Origin of the sequence: Mycobacterium sp., assembly GCF_035633495.1 — a bacterium.
Lineage (GTDB): Bacteria > Actinomycetota > Actinomycetes > Mycobacteriales > Mycobacteriaceae > Mycobacterium.
In genome coordinates this window covers 1-17,533 of sequence record NZ_DASQEU010000163.1, presented here as the reverse complement: position 1 = coordinate 17,533, position 17,533 = coordinate 1, and the positions used below count along the sequence as shown (strand labels likewise).

General features: G+C 66.6%; 15 protein-coding genes and 3 pseudogenes. 6 read left to right on the top strand and 12 right to left on the bottom strand.

All coding sequences use genetic code 11. The features are described 5' to 3' along the window. Positions 1-239 precede the first annotated feature (239 nt). Entirely contained in the window at positions 240-1,337 is a 1,098-nt protein-coding gene (locus VET27_RS24185; protein ID WP_526522254.1) for a methyltransferase, read from the bottom strand. A gap of 72 nt (positions 1,338-1,409) precedes the next feature. Here VET27_RS24185 and VET27_RS24180 point away from each other — a divergent pair, with 72 nt between their 5' ends. Beyond that, positions 1,410-2,081 (top strand): TetR/AcrR family transcriptional regulator, encoded by a 672-nt coding sequence (locus VET27_RS24180; RefSeq protein ID WP_526522252.1) that lies wholly within the window; start codon positions 1,410-1,412, stop codon positions 2,079-2,081. 19 nt (positions 2,082-2,100) lie between these two features. On the opposite strand, the gene fadD17 is transcribed toward VET27_RS24180, so the two are convergent. The 3 genes and pseudogenes from fadD17 to VET27_RS24165 all read right to left on the bottom strand — a co-directional run bounded on the left by fadD17 (position 2,101) and on the right by VET27_RS24165 (position 5,950). Next, complete coding sequence (gene fadD17 / locus VET27_RS24175; protein ID WP_526522251.1) at positions 2,101-3,621, bottom strand: long-chain-fatty-acid--CoA ligase FadD17; 1,521 nt, start codon at positions 3,619-3,621, stop codon at positions 2,101-2,103. 13 nt (positions 3,622-3,634) lie between these two features. Next, positions 3,635-4,729: pseudogene (locus tag VET27_RS24170) on the bottom strand (acyl-CoA dehydrogenase family protein); the annotation flags it as partial. A gap of 36 nt (positions 4,730-4,765) precedes the next feature. Next, positions 4,766-5,950: an acyl-CoA dehydrogenase gene (locus tag VET27_RS24165; RefSeq protein WP_526522249.1), complete on the bottom strand. Its 1,185-nt coding sequence runs from the start codon at positions 5,948-5,950 to the stop codon at positions 4,766-4,768. 146 nt (positions 5,951-6,096) lie between these two features. Between VET27_RS24165 and VET27_RS24160 the strand changes: the two genes are divergently transcribed. The 3 genes and pseudogenes from VET27_RS24160 to VET27_RS24150 all read left to right on the top strand — a co-directional run. Then, the gene (locus VET27_RS24160) at positions 6,097-6,288 is read left to right on the top strand and encodes a ferredoxin (RefSeq protein ID WP_526522248.1); all 192 of its coding nucleotides are present in this window, start codon (positions 6,097-6,099) and stop codon (positions 6,286-6,288) included. 13 nt (positions 6,289-6,301) lie between these two features. Beyond that, entirely contained in the window at positions 6,302-7,222 is a 921-nt protein-coding gene (locus VET27_RS24155; RefSeq protein WP_526522246.1) for a 3-oxoacyl-ACP reductase, read from the top strand. Positions 7,223-7,420: 198 nt separating this feature from the next. Then, positions 7,421-7,543: pseudogene (locus tag VET27_RS24150) on the top strand (mammalian cell entry protein); the annotation flags it as partial. Positions 7,544-7,790: 247 nt separating this feature from the next. Here VET27_RS24150 and VET27_RS24145 read toward each other — a convergent pair. From VET27_RS24145 to VET27_RS24130, 4 genes are all read right to left on the bottom strand, one after another. After that, positions 7,791-9,260, bottom strand: coding sequence for an alpha,alpha-trehalose-phosphate synthase (UDP-forming) (locus tag VET27_RS24145; protein ID WP_526522244.1), 1,470 nt, complete (start codon positions 9,258-9,260; stop codon positions 7,791-7,793). Further along, positions 9,261-9,425 (bottom strand): hypothetical protein, encoded by a 165-nt coding sequence (locus VET27_RS24140; RefSeq protein WP_526522242.1) that lies wholly within the window; start codon positions 9,423-9,425, stop codon positions 9,261-9,263. A gap of 46 nt (positions 9,426-9,471) precedes the next feature. Beyond that, entirely contained in the window at positions 9,472-9,831 is a 360-nt protein-coding gene (locus tag VET27_RS24135; RefSeq protein WP_526522256.1) for an intersectin-EH binding protein Ibp1, read from the bottom strand. A gap of 77 nt (positions 9,832-9,908) precedes the next feature. Continuing rightward, a complete protein-coding gene (locus VET27_RS24130) occupies positions 9,909-10,277 on the bottom strand; it encodes an intersectin-EH binding protein Ibp1 (protein WP_526522240.1) in 369 nt (122 codons plus the stop codon). Positions 10,278-10,818: 541 nt separating this feature from the next. Here VET27_RS24130 and VET27_RS24125 point away from each other — a divergent pair. Continuing rightward, positions 10,819-11,658, top strand: coding sequence for an SDR family oxidoreductase (locus tag VET27_RS24125; protein ID WP_526522239.1), 840 nt, complete (start codon positions 10,819-10,821; stop codon positions 11,656-11,658). On the opposite strand, the pseudogene VET27_RS24120 reads toward VET27_RS24125, so the two are convergent. Continuing rightward, positions 11,655-12,578, bottom strand: a pseudogene (locus tag VET27_RS24120) (NAD(P)-dependent oxidoreductase); the annotation flags it as partial. The gene VET27_RS24125 and the pseudogene VET27_RS24120 sit on opposite strands and share 4 nt — an antisense overlap. Before the next feature lie 87 nt (positions 12,579-12,665). Further along, positions 12,666-13,823 carry an XdhC family protein gene (locus VET27_RS24115; protein ID WP_526522238.1) on the bottom strand — a complete coding sequence of 386 codons (1,158 nt, stop codon included), beginning with the start codon at positions 13,821-13,823 and terminating at the stop codon, positions 12,666-12,668. Positions 13,824-13,867: 44 nt separating this feature from the next. On the opposite strand from VET27_RS24115, the gene VET27_RS24110 reads away from it, so the two are divergent. After that, complete coding sequence (locus tag VET27_RS24110) at positions 13,868-14,758, top strand: DKNYY domain-containing protein (protein WP_526522236.1); 891 nt, start codon at positions 13,868-13,870, stop codon at positions 14,756-14,758. Positions 14,759-16,310: 1,552 nt separating this feature from the next. On the opposite strand, the gene VET27_RS24105 is transcribed toward VET27_RS24110, so the two are convergent. Next, positions 16,311-16,631 (bottom strand): hypothetical protein, encoded by a 321-nt coding sequence (locus VET27_RS24105; RefSeq protein ID WP_526522234.1) that lies wholly within the window; start codon positions 16,629-16,631, stop codon positions 16,311-16,313. 214 nt (positions 16,632-16,845) lie between these two features. Beyond that, positions 16,846-17,424: a helix-turn-helix domain-containing protein gene (locus tag VET27_RS24100; RefSeq protein WP_526522232.1), complete on the bottom strand. Its 579-nt coding sequence runs from the start codon at positions 17,422-17,424 to the stop codon at positions 16,846-16,848. Positions 17,425-17,533 lie beyond the last annotated feature (109 nt).

Genomic DNA, 17,533 nt, shown 5'->3' with positions numbered 1-17,533 from the left:
GGTGGCGGCCGCAGCCAGACCGGTGAGGGCCGATGCTCTCATGCGTTAACTCCTCGTGTTCATGTGTGGAGACACTGCGGGCAGGCCGGAGGCTGTCCTTTTCCGCAGCGAAGCGTAGCTCAAAAGGGGCGTTGCGCAGGGACAGAAGTACTCAAGTTCCAACCGGTGAAGTCACGGAGAAGTCGCTGCCAGCGTCGGCGCGGAATGTACGGTTGTTCGCGCAGCTTCTCGGGGCGGTTTCAGGCGGCTTTCGCCTCCACGAGGCTGTACGGCGACGCAGTCTGCACCAGCCGCGTCATCGTGAATCCGCATTGCTCGAGTAGTTCGCGGTACTGCGCAACGGTGCGCTCGCGCCCGCTGCCGCCTAGTAGCATTTCCAGATCAGCCCACTTGCCGATGAAATCGCGGTCGTGCTCCGGCATCACCATTTCGATCAGCAACACGGTGGTTTCGGCGCCGGCGGCGCCCCGCAGATTACGAAGAATCGCCATAGCCTGCTGGTCGGGCCAGTCGTGGAGGATGTGTTTGAGGATGTACGCGTCGCCTCCGGCCGGGATCTCGTCGAAGAACGACCCACCCTCGAGGCGCACCCGATCGGCGACTCCTCTGTCCTGCAGGAGCACCGGGGCATCCACGATGACTTGCGGAAGGTCGTAGAGCACGCCCTGAGCGGTTGGCGTCGCCGCCAGGACCGCGGCCAGCAGGCGACCGTGTCCGCCGCCGACATCCACGATCGTCGGGCAGGCGCTGAAATCGTAGGAGGCGACGATGGAGGGCTCCGCCAGCTCGGAGATGCTCGTCATGGCGTCGTTGAACAGTTCTGAGAGCTCGGCATCGTCGCTCAGGTAGTCGAAGAAGTCCTTGCCGCGCAGCAGGGGAATGCTCGCTTTGCCGGTCCTGACAGATTCCACCAACAAACTCCAGTGCTCCCGGTGCTGTCGCGACCCGTAGAACAGCGCTGCTCCGGCCATCGACGCCGGCGCGTCGGAACGCAAGGTGTCGGCAAGGGCGTTGAGCGCATAGCGGCCGTCCCGTTGCCGACGGAATATCCCCCGGCTGATCAGCGCCCGCAGGAGACGGCTGAGCGCATCGGGGTCAGCGCCGACGCGGCGCGCCAACTCCTCCAGCGGCAGTGGCCCGGCCGAGAGCGCGTCGGCGACGCCGAGTTCGGCGGCGGCCTGGATTGCCTGCGACATCCAGCCCGCCAGAATCATCTCCACCATCGCGACCGGCGCTGCAGTCAGTCTTTGATGGAGCCGATAGAGGTGATGTCGCAGACGCTCGACGACCGTCACCACCTTGGTCGGAGGAACTTTGACATGGGCAGCGAAGGCCATGGCAAACCTCCAGAGTATGTTTAGATACAGCCAGAACTATTGGATGAAGTCAACTATAGACAAGGTGGTGCCATGGTGTCAACGGCGCCCAAGCGGACTCCGCGCCGCAAGTACGACAACAGCCGCCGCCGCGCCGACGCCGAGGCGCGGCAGCGCCGGATCGTGGAAGCGGCGACGGCATTGTTCGTCCAGCAGGGCTTCGTGGCGACGTCAATCGACCAGATTGCGGCCGCGGCCGATGTGTCGCCGCAAACCATCTACGCGACCTACGGCTCGAAGGCAGCTGTGCTTTCCCGCGCGATTGACGTCGCGGTGCTAGGCGACTACGACGACGTCCCGCTGATTGAGCGCATGCCGGCCCTCGCCGAGATGTCCGGCAACAAACAGCGGCTGCACTTCGCGACGGCCGCACACTTCGTCCGCGAACTCCACGAGCGAGTGGCGCCACTGATGCGAGTGATGGAGCAGGCAGCCTCCACGGACCCAGGCCTCGAGGAGCTGCGCACCAGGCTGGTCCACGACATTCGCGCCGACTGTGTGGTGTGGATTGCTCAGCTCGGACCAAAAGCGCTGCGGCCGGACCTATCCGAGGCTCAAGCGGCCGACGTGATGGTGACGGTCCAGTCGCCCTACCTTTACTCGACCTTCACTGTCGACCTGGGCTGGTCGCCAGCCCGCTACGAACAATGGCTTGCCCACGCCCTGCGGCATCTGCTGCTCCGGCCGGAACTTCTGCGCGAATAGCCGGGCTATTTCCCGCCCGCTAGTGCTGGATCTGCCACACCTCGTCTGCACACTCGACACCCTCGGCCGACAGCAGTCGTTTGATCACCTTGAACGTCGCGGTGCGCGGTAACGCGGTGCTGACGCGAACGTACGAGGGCCACTGCTTCGGGCCCAGGTCGGGCTGCCCCGCCAGGAAGGTCCCGAACGCGTCGGCGTCGAACGTCGCTCCCGACTTCAACACCAGGGCCGCCATCACCCGGTCGCCGACGGCTGGGTCCGGGATGGCGTACACGGCGGCTTCGAGGACGTCGGGATGGCGCGTCAGGATCTGCTCTATCGGCGCGGTGCCGAGGTTCTCACCGTCGACGCGCATCCAGTCGCCGAGCCTGCCCGCGAAGTAGACGTAGCCCGCCTCGTCGCGGTAGGCGAGATCGCCACTGTGATAGACGCCGCCGGTCATCCGCTCGTGTTCGGCGGCCTCGTCACCGTAGTAACCGCGAAACCATCCGCGGCCCTTGGGATTGACCAGCTCGCCGACCTTCCCGGGTGGGCAGGGCTCACCGGTCTCGACGTCGACGATCGAGATCTCGTCGGTCAGCGGTCCGAGTGAACCGTCCGGGGTGTCCGGGGTTCGCCCGATCGCGATGCCACCCTCGGTCGAGCCGAATCCGTCGACCACGTAGGTGCCGAACCTCTCGGCGAATCGCGGCAGGTCGCGGGGCGCGCCTTCGTTTCCGTACATGAACCGCAAAGGGTTGTCGGCGTCGTCGTCGCGGGGCGGGGTCGCGAGGACATAGGAGAGCGGCTTGCCGACGTAGTTGGCGTAGGTCGCCCCGTAGCGGCGGATGTCGGGGATGAACTGCGAGGCGGAGAACTTGCGCCGCAACGCAATCGATCCGCCTGCAGCCACTGCCACCGCCCAGCCCGCCATGATGGCGTTGGAGTGGAACATGGGCATCGACAGGTAGAACGTGTCGTCGCGGTCGAGCCCGAGCCGCTGGGACAGCATGTTGCCCGGGAACGCCACCTTGTCGTGGGTGACGCGCACCGCCTTGGGCTCACCACTGGTGCCCGAGGTGAAGATCAGCATGTACAGGTCGTCGGGATCGGCGTCGGCGAACGTCACCGGCGCACCGCGGTAGGTCGCCAATTCAGCTTCCCAACTTCGTGATTCGACGTCGATGCGCGCGATTCCGTCGGGGAGCCCTCCGGCGACGGCGGTCACGTCATCCGTCAGCACCAGTTGGCAGTCGGCGCGCGCCACGTCGCGAGCGAAGGCTTGGCCCCGTCGCGTCGGATTGAGGCCGACCGTGACCAGACCGCCGAGGCCGGCCGCCACCAGGACCGTCGAGAAGAACGTGGTGTTGCCCAGCATCACCCCGACATGCGGTGGCTTGGCCGGGTCCAGACGAGCGGTGAGCGCCGCGGCCACCTGTGCACCGGCCCGGAGGTGGTCGCGCCAGCAGACGAAGGAATCGCCCTCGTACACACCACGATCGGTGACGTCGACCAGCGGCGCAAGCAGCTCCGTGACGGTCGGATGGCGTTCTTCGGTCACCGGGAACGCAAGCTCAGGCAGGTGTCTCGGCCAACTCGCGGCCGATGCGCAACAGCTGTCCGGTGGCACCGCCGACCGCAAACTCCGTCTGCTTGGCGGCGAGGAAGTAGCGGTGCACGGGGTGGTCGATGTCGATGCCGACGCCACCGTGGACGTGCACCGTGGTATGTGCCACCCGGTGGCCTGCCTCCGCCGCCCAGAACGCCGCGGTCCCGACCTCGAGGTCGGCGGGCAGATCCTCGGACAGCCGCCACGCCGCCTGAGTCAGCGTCAGCCGCAGGCCCTTGATGTCGATGTAACCATCGGCGAGTCGTTGGCCCACCGCCTGGAAGCTGCCGATGGGGCGATCGAACTGCTCGCGCTCCCTGGCGTACTGCGCTGTCAGCTCCAACGCGCGCTCGAGAACACCGAGTTGAAAGGCGCTGCGGCCCAACGTACCCCGCGTGGTCAGCCAGGACAGAACTTCTTCGCCTCCGACGATGCGGCTGGCATCGACGTCCGCGCCCTGCAACTCCAGGTGGCCGACACTGCCATGCCCGGTGGTGTCGAGCGAACTGACCGAGGCGCCGGAGTCACCCGCGACGACGAGGAACACCTGAGTGCCCGAATCCGTTTCGGCGGGCACCAGGAAGCCGTCGGCGACCGGACCGTACCCGACCAGCGCCCTGGTGCCGGTGAGCCGGAAGCCGTCACCCACGGATTGAGCCTGCACCGGGCCCTCGCCCATCTCGCCATCGAGCGCGACGGTCAGGATCTTCTCACCCTTCACCGCAGGGGCTGCCCAGTCCCGTTGCAACGTCTCGGATCCGAACCTGGCCAGCGCACCCGCGGCGAGCACGACGGACTCGAGGTAGGGCACCGCCGCGATCTGGCGACCGAGTGCCACGAGTACGGCGGTCTCCTCGAGCACGCCGAAGCCGCCGCCGTCCAAGGACTCCGGCGCTGCCGTGGATAGGATGTCGGCGTCGATCAGCTTCGACCAGAGGTCGCGGTCGAAGCGCTCGTCGAGCTTGTCCAGTTCGCGTTGGCGCTCCGGCGTACACACCGAGTCGACGATCGAGCGCGCAAGGCCGCCAAGGTCTTTCGCGGCCTCGGTGGTGGTGAAGTCCCTGTTCGTCCTATTCGTTTCCGGGGGGCTCGAGCGCTAGCGGTTGACCCTGGGCAGACCCAGGGCGACCATGCCGATGATGTCGCGCTGAATCTCGTTGGTACCGCCACCGAAGGTGAGGATCAGACAGGACCGGTGCATCCGTTCGATGCGACCGCGCAGCAGCGCGCCCGGGGAGTCGGAGCGCAGGGTGGCGGCGGTTCCCAGCACCTCCATCAGCAGGCGGTAGGCCTCCGTGGCCAACTCGGTGCCGTACACCTTGGCCGCCGATGCGTCGGCGGGGGATGGCGAGGCGTCGGTCGCCGACGCGAGCTCCCAGTTGATGAGCTTGAGCACCTCGCCCTTGGCGTGAACCCGAGCGAGGTTGAGCTGCACCCACTCCGAGTCGATCAATCGCTTGCCGTGAACGTCCTTGGTGTTCTGCGCCCACTCCCGCACGGCGCCGAGTGCGACGAAGATCGGCTGCGCGGACACCAGTGCGACGCGCTCGTGGTTGAGCTGGTTGGTCACCAGCTTCCAGCCCGCGTTCTCCTCGCCGACCAGATTGCTCGTCGGAATCCGGACGTCCTGGTAGTAGGTCGCGCTGGTGTCGACGCCGGCCATGGTATGCACGGGCGTCCAGGAGAAGCCCTCGGCGGTGGTCGGCATGATGAGCATCGAGATGCCGCGGTGCTTCTTCGCCTCGGGGTTGGTGCGGACGGCCAGCCACACGTAGTCCGCGTAGGCGATCAGGCTGGTCCACATCTTCTGCCCGTTGACGACGTAGTCGTCGCCGTCGCGCACCGCGGTGGTGCGCAGCGCGGCGAGGTCGGTGCCCGCGCCAGGCTCGGAGTAGCCGATCGAAAAGTGCAACTCACCGGCGGCGATCTTGGGCAGGAAGAACTTCTTCTGCTCGTCCGTGCCGAACGCCATGATCGTCGGCGCCACACTGTTGATCGTCAGGAACGGCACCGGCACGTTGGCGATGGAGGCCTCGTCATTGAAGATCAGCCCGTCCATCGGCGTGCGCTCCTGGCCGCCGAACTCCTTGGGCCAGGACAGCGTCAGCCAGCCGTCCTTGCCCATCTGCGCGACGGTGTCGCGGTACACGCTGCCGTGCCCCATCTCGCCGCCGTCCCCCGCGCTCAGCGCCTCGGCGCGCTCGGGGGTCATCAGCTTGGTGAAGTACGAGCGCAACTCGCGGCGCAACTCCTCTTGCTCGGGGCTGTAGCCGATCCGCATCGCTCAAGTCCTCACTGTTCTGCACTTCTCCGGGGGTACCCGTGGGCCTCTCCGGTTGTAACACGTTCTAGTCTTGGAATCCAGGCGCGGTTATTCTGGGCCGACGCTGGCCGAGCATCCGCACGGCAGTGGCGAGGAGGGTTCTCATGCGAGTCGAGGTTGATCGTGATCGCTGTGAAGGCAATGCGGTTTGCGTGGGCATCGCCCCGGACCTGTTCGATCTGGACGACGAGGACTACGCTGTGATCAAGGCCGATCCGGTGCCCGCCGGCCAGGAGGCATTGGCTGAGCAAGCGATCGCCGAATGCCCGCGCGCAGCCCTCATCCGCAAGGACTAGAGGGTTTCATAAATTGAGCACCGAAACGAACCCGACGGACCTCTCCGGACTGGTCGCGGTGGTGACTGGCGCGGCCGCCGGACTGGGCCGCGCCGAGGCGATCGGGTTGGCAAGGGTCGGCGCGACCGTGGTCGTCAACGACGTGCAGAGGGCGCTCGACGAGTCCGACGTGCTCGACGAGATCGCGGCCGCCGGATCGAAGGGCATCGCCGTCGCGGGTGACATCAGCGCCCGCAGCACCGCGGACGAACTCGTCGCGACGGCCGACGGTCTCGGCGGGCTGTCGATCGTGGTGAACAACGCGGGGATCACCCGCGACAGGATGTTGTTCAACATGACCGACGAGGACTGGGACGCCGTCATCGCGGTGCACCTTCGTGGTCACTTCCTGCTGACCCGCAATGCCGCGACCTACTGGCGCGACAAGGCCAAGCAGAACGGCGGCACGGTCTACGGCCGCATCGTCAACACGTCCTCCGAGGCGGGACTGGCGGGCCCGGTCGGTCAGGCCAACTACGGCGCGGCCAAGGCGGGCATCACGGCGTTGACCTTGACGGCGGCGCGTGGGCTGGGCCGCTACGGCGTCCGCGCCAACGCCATCGCACCGCGGGCCAGGACGGCGATGACCGCCGACGTCTTTGGCGACGCCCCGCAGCTCGCGGAAGGCCAGATCGACAGCCTGTCGCCCGAGCACGTCGTGACCCTCGTGCAGTTCCTCTCCTCGCCGGCATCGGAGGGAGTCAACGGTCAGCTGTTCATCGTCTATGGTCCGACGGTGACGCTCGTCGCCGCCCCCACCGCGGAGAAGCACTTCACCGCGGGCTCCGATGCCTGGGCGGCCGACGACCTCGTTCACACGCTTGGCGGGTACTTTGCTGACCGTGATCCCAACCTGGGGTTCTCCGCCAACGGGCTGATGTCGTCGCGAGACTGACAGTCTCGGTTGTCAAACCGTGCCGGAGTGCTAGAACACGTTGCAGAATGATCTAGGTCATACTTGCCCTGACCAGCACGAATACCCCGGATGCATCGGATTCTGCGGTTCTTTGACACTGCGAACGTGTTCTAGTTGATATCATCCGGCTCACTAAGAGTGGCGCTTAGCCAAGGGGTGGAAAGGTTGTCGCAGCTGGTGGTCGGCTCCGGTCCCGGCTTCCAGATCAACCTCTACGGCCTGCCTCCCGCCACCCTCTCCGAGGTATTGCTCGATACCTACTTCCAGCCGGGCAAGCTGCCGGACAGCCTGGCGGACTAGCCCGAGTTCCGTCGCGAGTACGAGGACGACACCACCAAGAACGTCATCCCCGCGGCGCGGGATCGCCAGATCATCAGCCAGGTCAACGTCGTCGGCGTCGGAATGCTTGACGCGCACCGTGATTCGGGTTCCGTCATGGTGTACATGAATCGCGTTCTCACCGACAAGACCAAGCAACCGCTCTACGACGGCAGTCGGTTGCGCGTCGACTACGAGAAGATGGGCCAGGACTGGCGGATCAACGACATCACTCCGATCTAGGAGAGTCACCGTTCCGCGTCTCTGCCAGGGCATCGAGGAACGACCGTGCCCAGCGGTCGACGTCGTGGGAAAGCACCTGCCTGCGCAGCGCGCGCATGCGCCGCCGTCCCTCGTCGGGAGCCTGAGTCAGCGCCGCCTCGATGGAGTCCTTCACGCCGTCGAGATGGTGCGGATTGGTGAGGTAGGCCTGCCTGAGTTCGGCTGCGGCGCCGGTGAATTCGCTGAGTACGAGGGCGCCCCCGAGATCGCTGCGACAGGCGACGTACTCCTTGGCGACCAGGTTCATGCCATCGCGTAGCGGCGTCACCAACATGACGTCGGCGGCGACGAAGAACGCGATCAGCTCCTCGCGTGGCACTGCCTGGTGCAGGTAGTGCACGACCGGATGCCCCACCTTGCCGTACTCGCCGTTGATGTGGCCGACCTGGCGCTCGATGTCCTCGCGCATCGCCTTGTAGCTCTTAACACGCTCGCGGCTCGGCGTCGCCAGTTGCACCAACACGGTGTCCGCCGGGTCGGCCCTGCCCTCGTCGAGGAGCTGCGAGAACGCGTGCAGCCGTACGTCGATGCCCTTCGTGTAGTCGAGACGGTCGACCCCGAGAAGGAGCTTGCGCGGATTTCCCAGCTCGGCGCGAATCTCCTTGGCACGCCGCCGGACGTCGCGGTTGCGCGCCTTGGCGTCCAGTTCGGCGGAGTCGATCGAAATCGGAAAGGCGCCGACCTTCACGGTGCGGAAGCCGACCTGGATCTCGCCGAACCGGGAACGCACCCCGACGCTGGCCCGCGAGGTGTTCGCACCGACGAGGCGCCGCGCCAGGATCAGGAAGTTCTGCGCGCCGCCGGGCAGATGGAACCCGACCAGGTCGGCGCCGAGAAGCCCTTCGATGATCTCCGTGCGCCACGGCATCTGCATGAATAGTTCGACGGGCGGGAACGGGATGTGCAGGAAGAAACCGATGGTGAGGTCTGGGCGCAGCATGCGCAGCATCTTCGGCACCAGCTGCAGCTGATAGTCCTGGACCCACACCGTGGCGCCCTTCGCGGCAGCGCTCGCCGTCGCCTCGGCGAAGCGGCGGTTCACCTCGACGTAGCGGTCCCACCACTCCCGGTGATAGATCGGCTTGACGATGACGTCGTGGTAGAGCGGCCACAGGGTGGCGTTGGAGAAGCCCTCGTAGTACTCCGCGAAATCGTCGGCCGACAGCCGCACCGGCCGCATCTCGAGGCCTTCTTCGACGATCGGATCCTCGTCGCCGTCGGTGATCCCCGGCCAGCCGATCCACGCCCCGCGCCGTCGCCGCAACAGCGGCTCCAAGGCGGTCACCAGCCCACCCGGGCTGCGCTTGTACGCCGTGGTGCCGTCGGGCAGTCGCTCCATGTCGATCGGCAGCCGGTTGGCCACCACGACGAAGTCGGAGTTCCCGGAGTTGGCTGGTTCGCCTCCTCCTGGGCTCACCTACGCCTCGAGCTTTGCCGGTCCGATGCCGAGCATCGACAGGAAGACACGGCACTCGTCGGCGTCGGTCGCATACGCGGCGACGACGCGACTGGCCTGGCGGGCGGTGCTGTCGGCCAGCGGCTCGACGTCACCGATTTCGGCGGGATCTGGTTTGGCAGCCATGACACGACTCTAGGCGACTCGTCGAGCCGCCTAGGGCGTGATGGCGCTACTGGCCGTTGATGCTGGTGGGCGGCTGCACGAATTTCGGCGCGTTCTCCTGGAGGCCGATGCATTTACCGGTGTTTGCACCCGTGCATGGGATGCCGTCGACCGTGGGCAGGCCGCCGGGAGATTGCGAGATCGGCGAGGGGGGGAAGCCGTTGTTCGTCGGCGAGTTGGGGACGGTGTGCGGGAGGCAGGACCCCGTGTACATGTCCTCTTCCTCACCGGCGGGGCACGACGCCGCCGGCGCTCCCGAAAAGGCTGCCGGAACGGTGAATGCGGCCACTGCGGGACCAGCGGCGACGGCAAGCGCGAATCCGCCGGCGAGGATCAAGCGTCGTGCAGAGAACTCAAGGTGCGCCATGGTCACGCTTTCTGTGGTTATTGACGGCTCGTCGCGTGAATTGTATGGAAGGTGCAATGAATCCGCACAGCTTCCCTTTAGTTGGTCGAACCGGTGACGGTGGGACTCGATCCGACGGACGAGGTAGGCGGCACGTACTGCGGTGCGTCCTCGGCCAGACCGATGCACGCACCGGAGTCGCGACCGGTGCATGGCACGCCGTCGATCTCGGGGATGTCCGGGTTGCCCGCCGGAGTGGTGAATGGTGATGGCGAGTTGGGCACCACGAACGGAACGCATGCCCCGGTGAATTGATCCGCGTCCTCGCCGGAGGCGCAATCGGCGACGGACGAACCGGACGCAACCGACGGCAGCGCGAAGGTGGCCACCGCCGGGGTCACGGCAACGGCGAGAGCGAATCCGCCGGCCAGGAGGAAGCGGCGTGCAGGGAACTCGAAGTACGGCATGCGTGGATTGTAGGGAAGCTGCCCGCAGTCTGCGCAGTTACCGCAGGTTCCCCGAAAGCGTGTCGCCGCTCGCGTGAGTTGGTGGACCCGGTGACGGTCGGGCTCGAGCCGACGGTCGAGCTGGGCGGCACGTACTGCCGTGCGTCCTGAGAGGCCGATGCACTGGCCCGAGTTGCCGCCGGTGCAAGGAATTCCGTCGACCTCGGGCAGCCCGCCCTGGGGCTCCTGGATCGCTGGTGAGTTGGGCACCATGTAGGGTGCGCGCGTTGGTGTAGACGTACTCCGTCTCACCGCCAGATCGGGCCCCGATTGGCGGCGTGGTCGACGGAACGGTGAACGCGGCGACCGCGGGCGCTGCGGCGATCGCGACTGCGAAACCGCCGGCGAGAACCAGTCGTCGTGCTGAGATCTGAAGGTTTGCCATCGCGCCGACAAAAGCTGATGGGTGCGATGTCAGGCGCCGATCCTCGTTGGCTGTGGCGCGTCGGCGGCGGTGTGGTTCGATGACGAGAACGTGTTCTAGTTTTCGTAAGGGGCAATGGTGCAGCTTTCGTTGGCGGATCGGACTTTCATCGTGACCGGCGGTGGCAGTGGCATCGGCAAGGGTGTCGCCGCAGCCGTCGTCGCGTCGGGGGGCGACGTGATGCTCGTCGGCCGCAACGCCGACCGCCTGGCCGCCGCTCGGGACGAGATCGAGTCGCAGGCCGGTGACGGCGCGGGTGCGGTGAGGTACCAACCCGCCGACGTCACCGACGAGGACGAAGTGACCCGGATGGTGGAGGCCGCCACGGCGTGGCAAGGCCGGCTGAATGGCGTCGTGCACTGTGCCGGCGGGTCCGAGACGATCGGCCCGATCACCCAGGTCGACTCGGCCGCGTGGCGGCGAACCGTCGATCTCAACGTCAACGGCAGCATGTACGTGCTCAAGCACAGCGCCAGGGAGATGGTCCGCACGGGCGGCGGCTCGTTCATCGGCATCTCGTCGGTGGCGGCGAGCAACACCCACCGGTGGTTCGGTGCGTACGGCGTCAGCAAGTCCGCGATCGACCACCTCATGCAGCTGGGAGCCGACGAGCTGGGAGCGTCCTGGGTTCGGGTCAACTCGATCCGGCCGGGCTTGATTCGCACCGAACTCGTCGCCGTCGTGCTGGATTCGCCGGAGCTCAGCGAGGACTATCGGGTCAGTACGCCGCTTCCGCGGGTCGGCGAGGTCGAGGACATCGCGAACGCCGCGGTCTTCCTGCTCAGCGATGCGGCGAGCTGGATCACCGGACAGGTCATCAACGTCGACGGCGGTCAACTGCTTCGACGAGGACCCGACTACTCGGCGATGCTCGAACCCGTCTTCGGCGCCGAGGGACTACGCGGGGTCGTGAGCTAGCCGACGGGGCCCTTGCCGCCGGCCTCCCACGCCGAGAGTGCTCCGACCGCCGACCAGTCGAGATGCTCGCCGCCCGTGGCCAAGAGCGTCAGAAATCGGTCGCGCAACAGGCTGGCCAGGGGCAGCGGCACCCGCAGGTCGTCGCCCGCGGCCAGGACCAAGCGGACGTCCTTGAGTCCGAGGGTCGCGGCGAATCCGGCGGGTTCGAACTGCTCGCGTGCGATCAGGCCGCCGTAGGTCTGATAGACCGGGGCGCCGAACAGCGTCGAGGTGAGGATCTCGAGGTACTGCTGCTTGTCGACGCCCGCCTTGCCGACGAGCGCCATCGCCTCGCCGAGCGATTCGATGACCGAGGCGATGAGGAAGTTGCCGCTCAGCTTGATCAGGCTGGCCGCCGTCGGGTCCTCGGAGACGACGAAGGTACGCTGCCCGATGGCGTCGAAGAGAGGTGAAACCTCCTGTATCGCAGCGGAATCGCCCGCGACGACGACGAACAGCTTGGCCGCCTCCGCGGCCTCCGGCCTGCCGAATACCGGAGCCGTGACGAAACGCTGCCCCGCCTCGGCGTGGGCGGCGGCCAGGCGCTCGGCCAGGGCGACGCTGATGGTGGACGACGACACGTGCACGGCACCCTTCGGCAGGTTCGCGAGGATGCCGTCCGCGCCGAACGTCACCGCCTCGACGGCGGCGTCATTGGCCAGCATCGAGACCACGGCCGCGCCGCCGCAGGCCTCGGCGACGGTGCGGGCAGGCCGGGCGCCGTGTTCGGCGAGGGCGTCGACCTTGTCCTGAGAGCGGTTGTAGGCGGTGACCCGATGACCGGCGTCGAGCAGATTCGACGCCATGCCCGAGCCCATGTTTCCCAACCCGATGAAGCCAATGTCCATGGGTCTACTTCTACTACTGCTTGCCCCGCTCCGCTGCCAGGCGAACTGCGTTGACGATGCCGTGCAACAGCGTCGTTATCGCACACAGAGAGCAGCGGTAGCAAAAAGTGAGAGTGACGTTTATCGCACGTCGAGGTGGGCGGACGCCCCGATCTCGGCGGCGTCGTGATGAACGCGCGTCTCGATCTCGGCCAGCGGTCGGCCTCCGCCGCCCCACCGCCGCGCGATGATCTCGGCGACGATCGACACCGCGGTCTCCTCGGGCGTGCGGGCGCCGAGATCGAGGCCGATGGGGCTGGAGAGCCGACTGGTCTCGGCGTCCGTGAGGCCCATGTCGCGTAGTCGGTCGAGGCGATCGACGTGCGTCCGACGCGACCCCATCGCCCCGACGTACCCGACCCGCGGCAGGCGCAGAGCAACCGAGAGCACCGGCACGTCGAACTTGGGGTCGTGGGTGAGAACGCAGATGACGGTCCTGGCGTCGATGGCCCCCGAGGCCTGCTGGCCGGTGAGGTAGCGGTCGGGCCAGTCGACGACGACCTCGTCGGCGGCGGGGAAGCGGGCCGGCGTCGCGAAGACGGGGCGGGCGTCGCACACCGTGACGCAGTACCCGAGCAGGGCGCCCTGGCGGGTCAGCGCCGCGGCGAAGTCAATGGCGCCGAAGACGATCATCCGCGGTCGGGGGGCATGACTGGCCACGAAGACCTCCATGCCTTCGCCTTGGCGTTGTCCGTCGGGGCCGTAGGTGAGTACGGCGGTCCGCCCCGCGGCCAACAGACCACGGGCGTCGTCGGCGACCGCGTCGTCCGCGCGAGTCGATCCGAGCGAGCCCTCGGCGCTCGACTCGCCGACGATGAGCCGCCGCCCGACCCACTCGACGTCGGGATGTGAGATGACGGTGGCCACCGCCGTCGGACGGTGTGAGGCGATGCCCTCGGCCACGGCGTCCAGTTGCGGGAACGTCGTGCGCGACAGGGGCTCGGCGAAGATGTCGATGATCCCGCCGCAGGTCAGCCCGACGGCGAAGGCGTCGTCGTCGGTGACGCCGTAGCGCTGCAGCTGAGGCCGCCCGGTGCGGACCACCTCACCGGCCAACTCGTAGACCGCCGCCTCCGCACAGCCGCCCGAGACCGAGCCGGCCACCGTGCCGTCAGGCGAAACCACCATGGCGGCGCCAGGCGCACGGGGCGCGGACTTCATGGTCCGCACGACGGTGGCCAAGCCGGCCGTGCCACCGGCACGCCACACGGAGAGAAGCTCGTCGAGCACGTCACGCACGTTTCGAGTCTAGTTTCGGCCGAGTACCGTTGCCCCATGAGCGGATGGGACCATCCGGCCGGGCGATGCGCACGCTGATCGCGGCCGTGTGCGTGGCCATGCTCGCGGCGTTGCCCGGCTGCAGTGGAGGCGGGGCGCCGAACTCGATCTTCGACTCGGCTGGCTACCACGTCCGCGGTGACGCGGTGTACTTCCTGCAGGCATTTCCCGGCAAGGCGGCGCAGATCGACGGTGCCGACTCCGCCTCGTTCAAGGCCCTCGACCGAACCTTTGCGAAGGACGCCTCGACGGTCTACGTCGACGGCCGCCCGCTGCTCGACGCCGACCCTGCGAGCTTCGTCCTGCTCGACCGGCCGGACTTCGCCAAGGACGGCGACCACGTCTACCAGCGCGACAAGGTGTTCAGCGACGACCCCGCCCACTTCGAGCTGCTCAGCGGAAACCTGGCCAAGGACGGCAGCGCGGTGTACTGGTCGGACGGCCGCGTGCTGTCGGACGACCCCGCGCACTTCACTATCGTCTCGGACACCGACTACTACTTGTTCACGAAGGACGGTCAGACCGTGCAGGTGAACGGCAACCGGATCGTCGGCGCCGACCCGGCCACCTTTCGCGTGCTGAAGGGCGGGTACGCGCGGGACGACAGTGGCATCGTCTACTTCACCGACCGCATCGCCGACGCAGATGCGCCGTCATTCGAGGTGCTCGACGGCTCCTTCGCTCGCGACGCCCGCCACGCGTACTGGATGGGCAGGCCGATCCCCGAAGCCGACGGTTCGTCGTTCCGCGTGTTGAACACGAACTTCGAATGCACGGCAGATCGGACGCACGCGTACTACCAGGACAAGGTCATCGTTGCCGCCGACCCGCGGTCGTTCCCGCCGGGGCATGCCGTGATGGGCTGTTCGGAGTCATCGATCCATTTCGCGCCCTGAACGCAAACCAGTGCCTCTGTTAAATACCAGCTTGGACTAGCTATCTTGTCGGTTTCAGCAACAGAAGAGAGGCGGGTCGTGCGCGCAAGGTCTCGAAGCGCCGCACTCGCCGCCGTCTATGCCCCGGTGGCCGCCGCCGACGACACGATCGCCTGCGAACATCCCCGCACCGCCGCCTCAGGGTGACTTCGTTCTTCCGGCGAACGACTTCGGCGGGGACAGCGTCGACATCGGTGGCGGCAGTCACCCGTCATCTCGATGATGGACAGCCTCGGCACCACCTCGAGTGTCAGCCGCTGACCCGGCCTTCCCTGGTCGATGCGCGGCGGGCCAAACGTCCAGGACTGCCCGGAATGACCGCGAGTTGAGTTGCGCTGCAAGTACTTTCGAGCGTCAGGGGAGCAGCGGTCCAGTCGCCCGACTGGCGTGTGGGATTGCTACGTCCCTCGCCGTGCAGCGTCAAGACGGGGCCATCGCTCAGCCACTAGTCGCTGACCGGATACGGATCGGCCGACGGGCACCCATTTCGCGCCTGCGCAGACGCTGGTGGTGTCGACGGCCACGAAGTCCCTGGAGCCCCCTGTCAGGATTGAACTGACGGGGGTAGTGCTGGTCAGGACCAGAAAATCCCTCTGAGCTGCACCGACACCTGTGCCTACATGAGTCCAGATGTGTGTAACTGTGTCCAGTTTGTGCCCACGGTGTGCCCATGGGGAGGGGTGGGGTCAGCCGGGAACGGGTCCTCGCCGTCGTCCAGGGGTGGCACGGGCGCTCTCTCGCACGGCTCTGGGGAAGGAGGAAGTTCGTACTGCTCCAGCTGTCTGAGAACTCTTGGTCTGCCCATGTCTCTTCTAGGCGCTCGACCCGTCCGATACATGACTTCGAGGAGGACCGGATCGGTCTCCAGGTGTTCTCGGACGGCGATGGCGGGCAGATCTCGATGGAGGCCTGCCGTCGGGCCTGCGCCCGGGCCCTCCTCGAAGACCCGAGCTGTCCGGCTCGAACGTCGGGGGCCTGGAAGTCGGCCAGCTATTGGAGCCGCCGGGCCGCCAGTGCTCGGAGGCTGGGAGTCCGGTGAGCAATGGTGCTCGGCGGCCATGGTGGCCTTGGCCTCGTCGACCAGCCCAGCCTCGTCGAGGGCGTTGGCCAGCGTGGGGAGGTCCACAGGGTGTCCTCCTTCTTGAGGCCGGTGCTCGCGGCGATCTGCTCGGCCTGCTGTCGCTGCAGGCCCTCCAGACGCTCGCCGAGAGCGGCGTGGTCGGTCTCCAGGTCCCGGTACTTTCCGACGCCACTTGGCAGCCTCCTTGTGGGGGCTGGTCGACGTCCTCCTGGTCGGGCTCGGGGTCTCGGGCAGGATTCGAACCTGTGTAGGCGTTAGCCGACGGATTTACAGTCCACCCCTCTTGGCGTTTGCACCGACAAGCTGTGTTGAACGTGCAATAAGCCTGCAGCTCAGCGGGTTGGCTGCGATGCCTCCAACAAGCTCTGCCAACTTCTGTTGCTGACGATCTGCGGACGGCAAAGGGAGCGTCAGGCCGAGGGCATCGCACTCTCATTCAATCCCATGGAGGGCCGTTATCTCCCAGCCGAACACACGCCCTTTCTTGTGCACGGGGTGAATGAGATCTGAAAGCGCCGCAGGAGCGGCTCTAGTCAAGTTAACGCGACGTGCAGCGAGCATCTCGAACGCTTCGATCGCCGGGTCCATAGGCCACTTCTCGTGGTCATAGCCGAAGATGAGAATGCCTTTTCGGGCTTCGATTCCTGACGCGATAAGCTTTGCGCAATCCGTGACGGCGCTGTGATGTGCGGGGTACGGAGACAAAATATGCTTGAGCATGGCGTCATTCGGCGCGCCATTATCGCCCAGCATCCGAAGCATTTTGACCTCGATTGCCCAAGGCTTCGGCCCAGGTGTGTTGGCCGTCACTGAAGATGCCGATGACGACGTCACTATGAATGCGATGGGATTCGGTCGGATTCGGCTTGGTGATCAGCGTGATGACGGCGTGGTCGTCGCGTTGACGGTGTGTTCTGCACGGTGACGGTCCGCCGCGGGCATGCGGATGCCCGGCGGGTCGTTGGTGTCAGGGGCTGCGTGGCGGGCAGAGGAGTCGGCCGCGGGCGTAGGTTCCGATCAGCGTCCACGGCGGGTCGCTGAACCCGAATCGTTGTTTGTCGTGAAACGCCGTCGCGGCCAGGACCGTCAACGCGTGACGTAGTGGATCCCCGCAGTAGCGGATGCTGCTGAACACCTCGACGGCAATGGCGATGAGCCGCTGGTTCGCTTGGGTGGTCAGCCAGTGCAGGTGATCGGGTGGGACGCGGCGCAACCACCGTCTTACAGTCGACTCAGGTCGATCCATCCGGGCGGCGATGCGCCGGAATCCGAGACCATTCGCTTTGTGTAGCAATGCATTCCCGATGACTTGGGTGGTGTCGGCGCGGCGGAGGTGCAACTCCGCGGGCAACAGCACCTGAGTCTTCAGGCACGCGGTGCAGCGCACGCGGGAGGGCTGCACGGTCACGGTGTCGCTGCCCAGCGCGCGGACCGTGCGGATGCGACCGTGTCCCCATCTGGTCAGGACGCCGCCACATTCCGGGCATGCCATCGCACCAGAGGCCAGTCGGCTCTGGGCGTCCGCGGCGGACGCAATCACGATCACGGCAACGGACTTCGCTCATGATCGTCGAGTCTCACGTGCGTCACGCTGCCATACCAGGGGTCAATTGGTGTTGGGTGACACGGCGATCGCAGTCACCGTCACCGTAGAT

Excerpts from the sequence above, each read along its gene's own strand:
- VET27_RS24185 (WP_526522254.1), bottom strand. The coding sequence starts at position 1,337 with ATGGCCTTCGCTGCCCATGTCAAAGTTCCTCCGACCAAGGTGGTGACG.
- VET27_RS24180 (WP_526522252.1), top strand. The coding sequence starts at position 1,410 with ATGGTGTCAACGGCGCCCAAGCGGACTCCGCGCCGCAAGTACGACAAC.
- VET27_RS24165 (WP_526522249.1), bottom strand. The coding sequence starts at position 5,950 with ATGCGGATCGGCTACAGCCCCGAGCAAGAGGAGTTGCGCCGCGAGTTG.
- VET27_RS24160 (WP_526522248.1), top strand. The coding sequence starts at position 6,097 with ATGCGAGTCGAGGTTGATCGTGATCGCTGTGAAGGCAATGCGGTTTGC.
- VET27_RS24140 (WP_526522242.1), bottom strand. The coding sequence starts at position 9,425 with ATGGCTGCCAAACCAGATCCCGCCGAAATCGGTGACGTCGAGCCGCTG.
- VET27_RS24135 (WP_526522256.1), bottom strand. The coding sequence starts at position 9,831 with ATGGCGCACCTTGAGTTCTCTGCACGACGCTTGATCCTCGCCGGCGGA.
- VET27_RS24130 (WP_526522240.1), bottom strand. The coding sequence starts at position 10,277 with ATGCCGTACTTCGAGTTCCCTGCACGCCGCTTCCTCCTGGCCGGCGGA.
- VET27_RS24110 (WP_526522236.1), top strand. The coding sequence starts at position 13,868 with ATGGGACCATCCGGCCGGGCGATGCGCACGCTGATCGCGGCCGTGTGC.
- VET27_RS24105 (WP_526522234.1), bottom strand. The coding sequence starts at position 16,631 with ATGCTGGGCGATAATGGCGCGCCGAATGACGCCATGCTCAAGCATATT.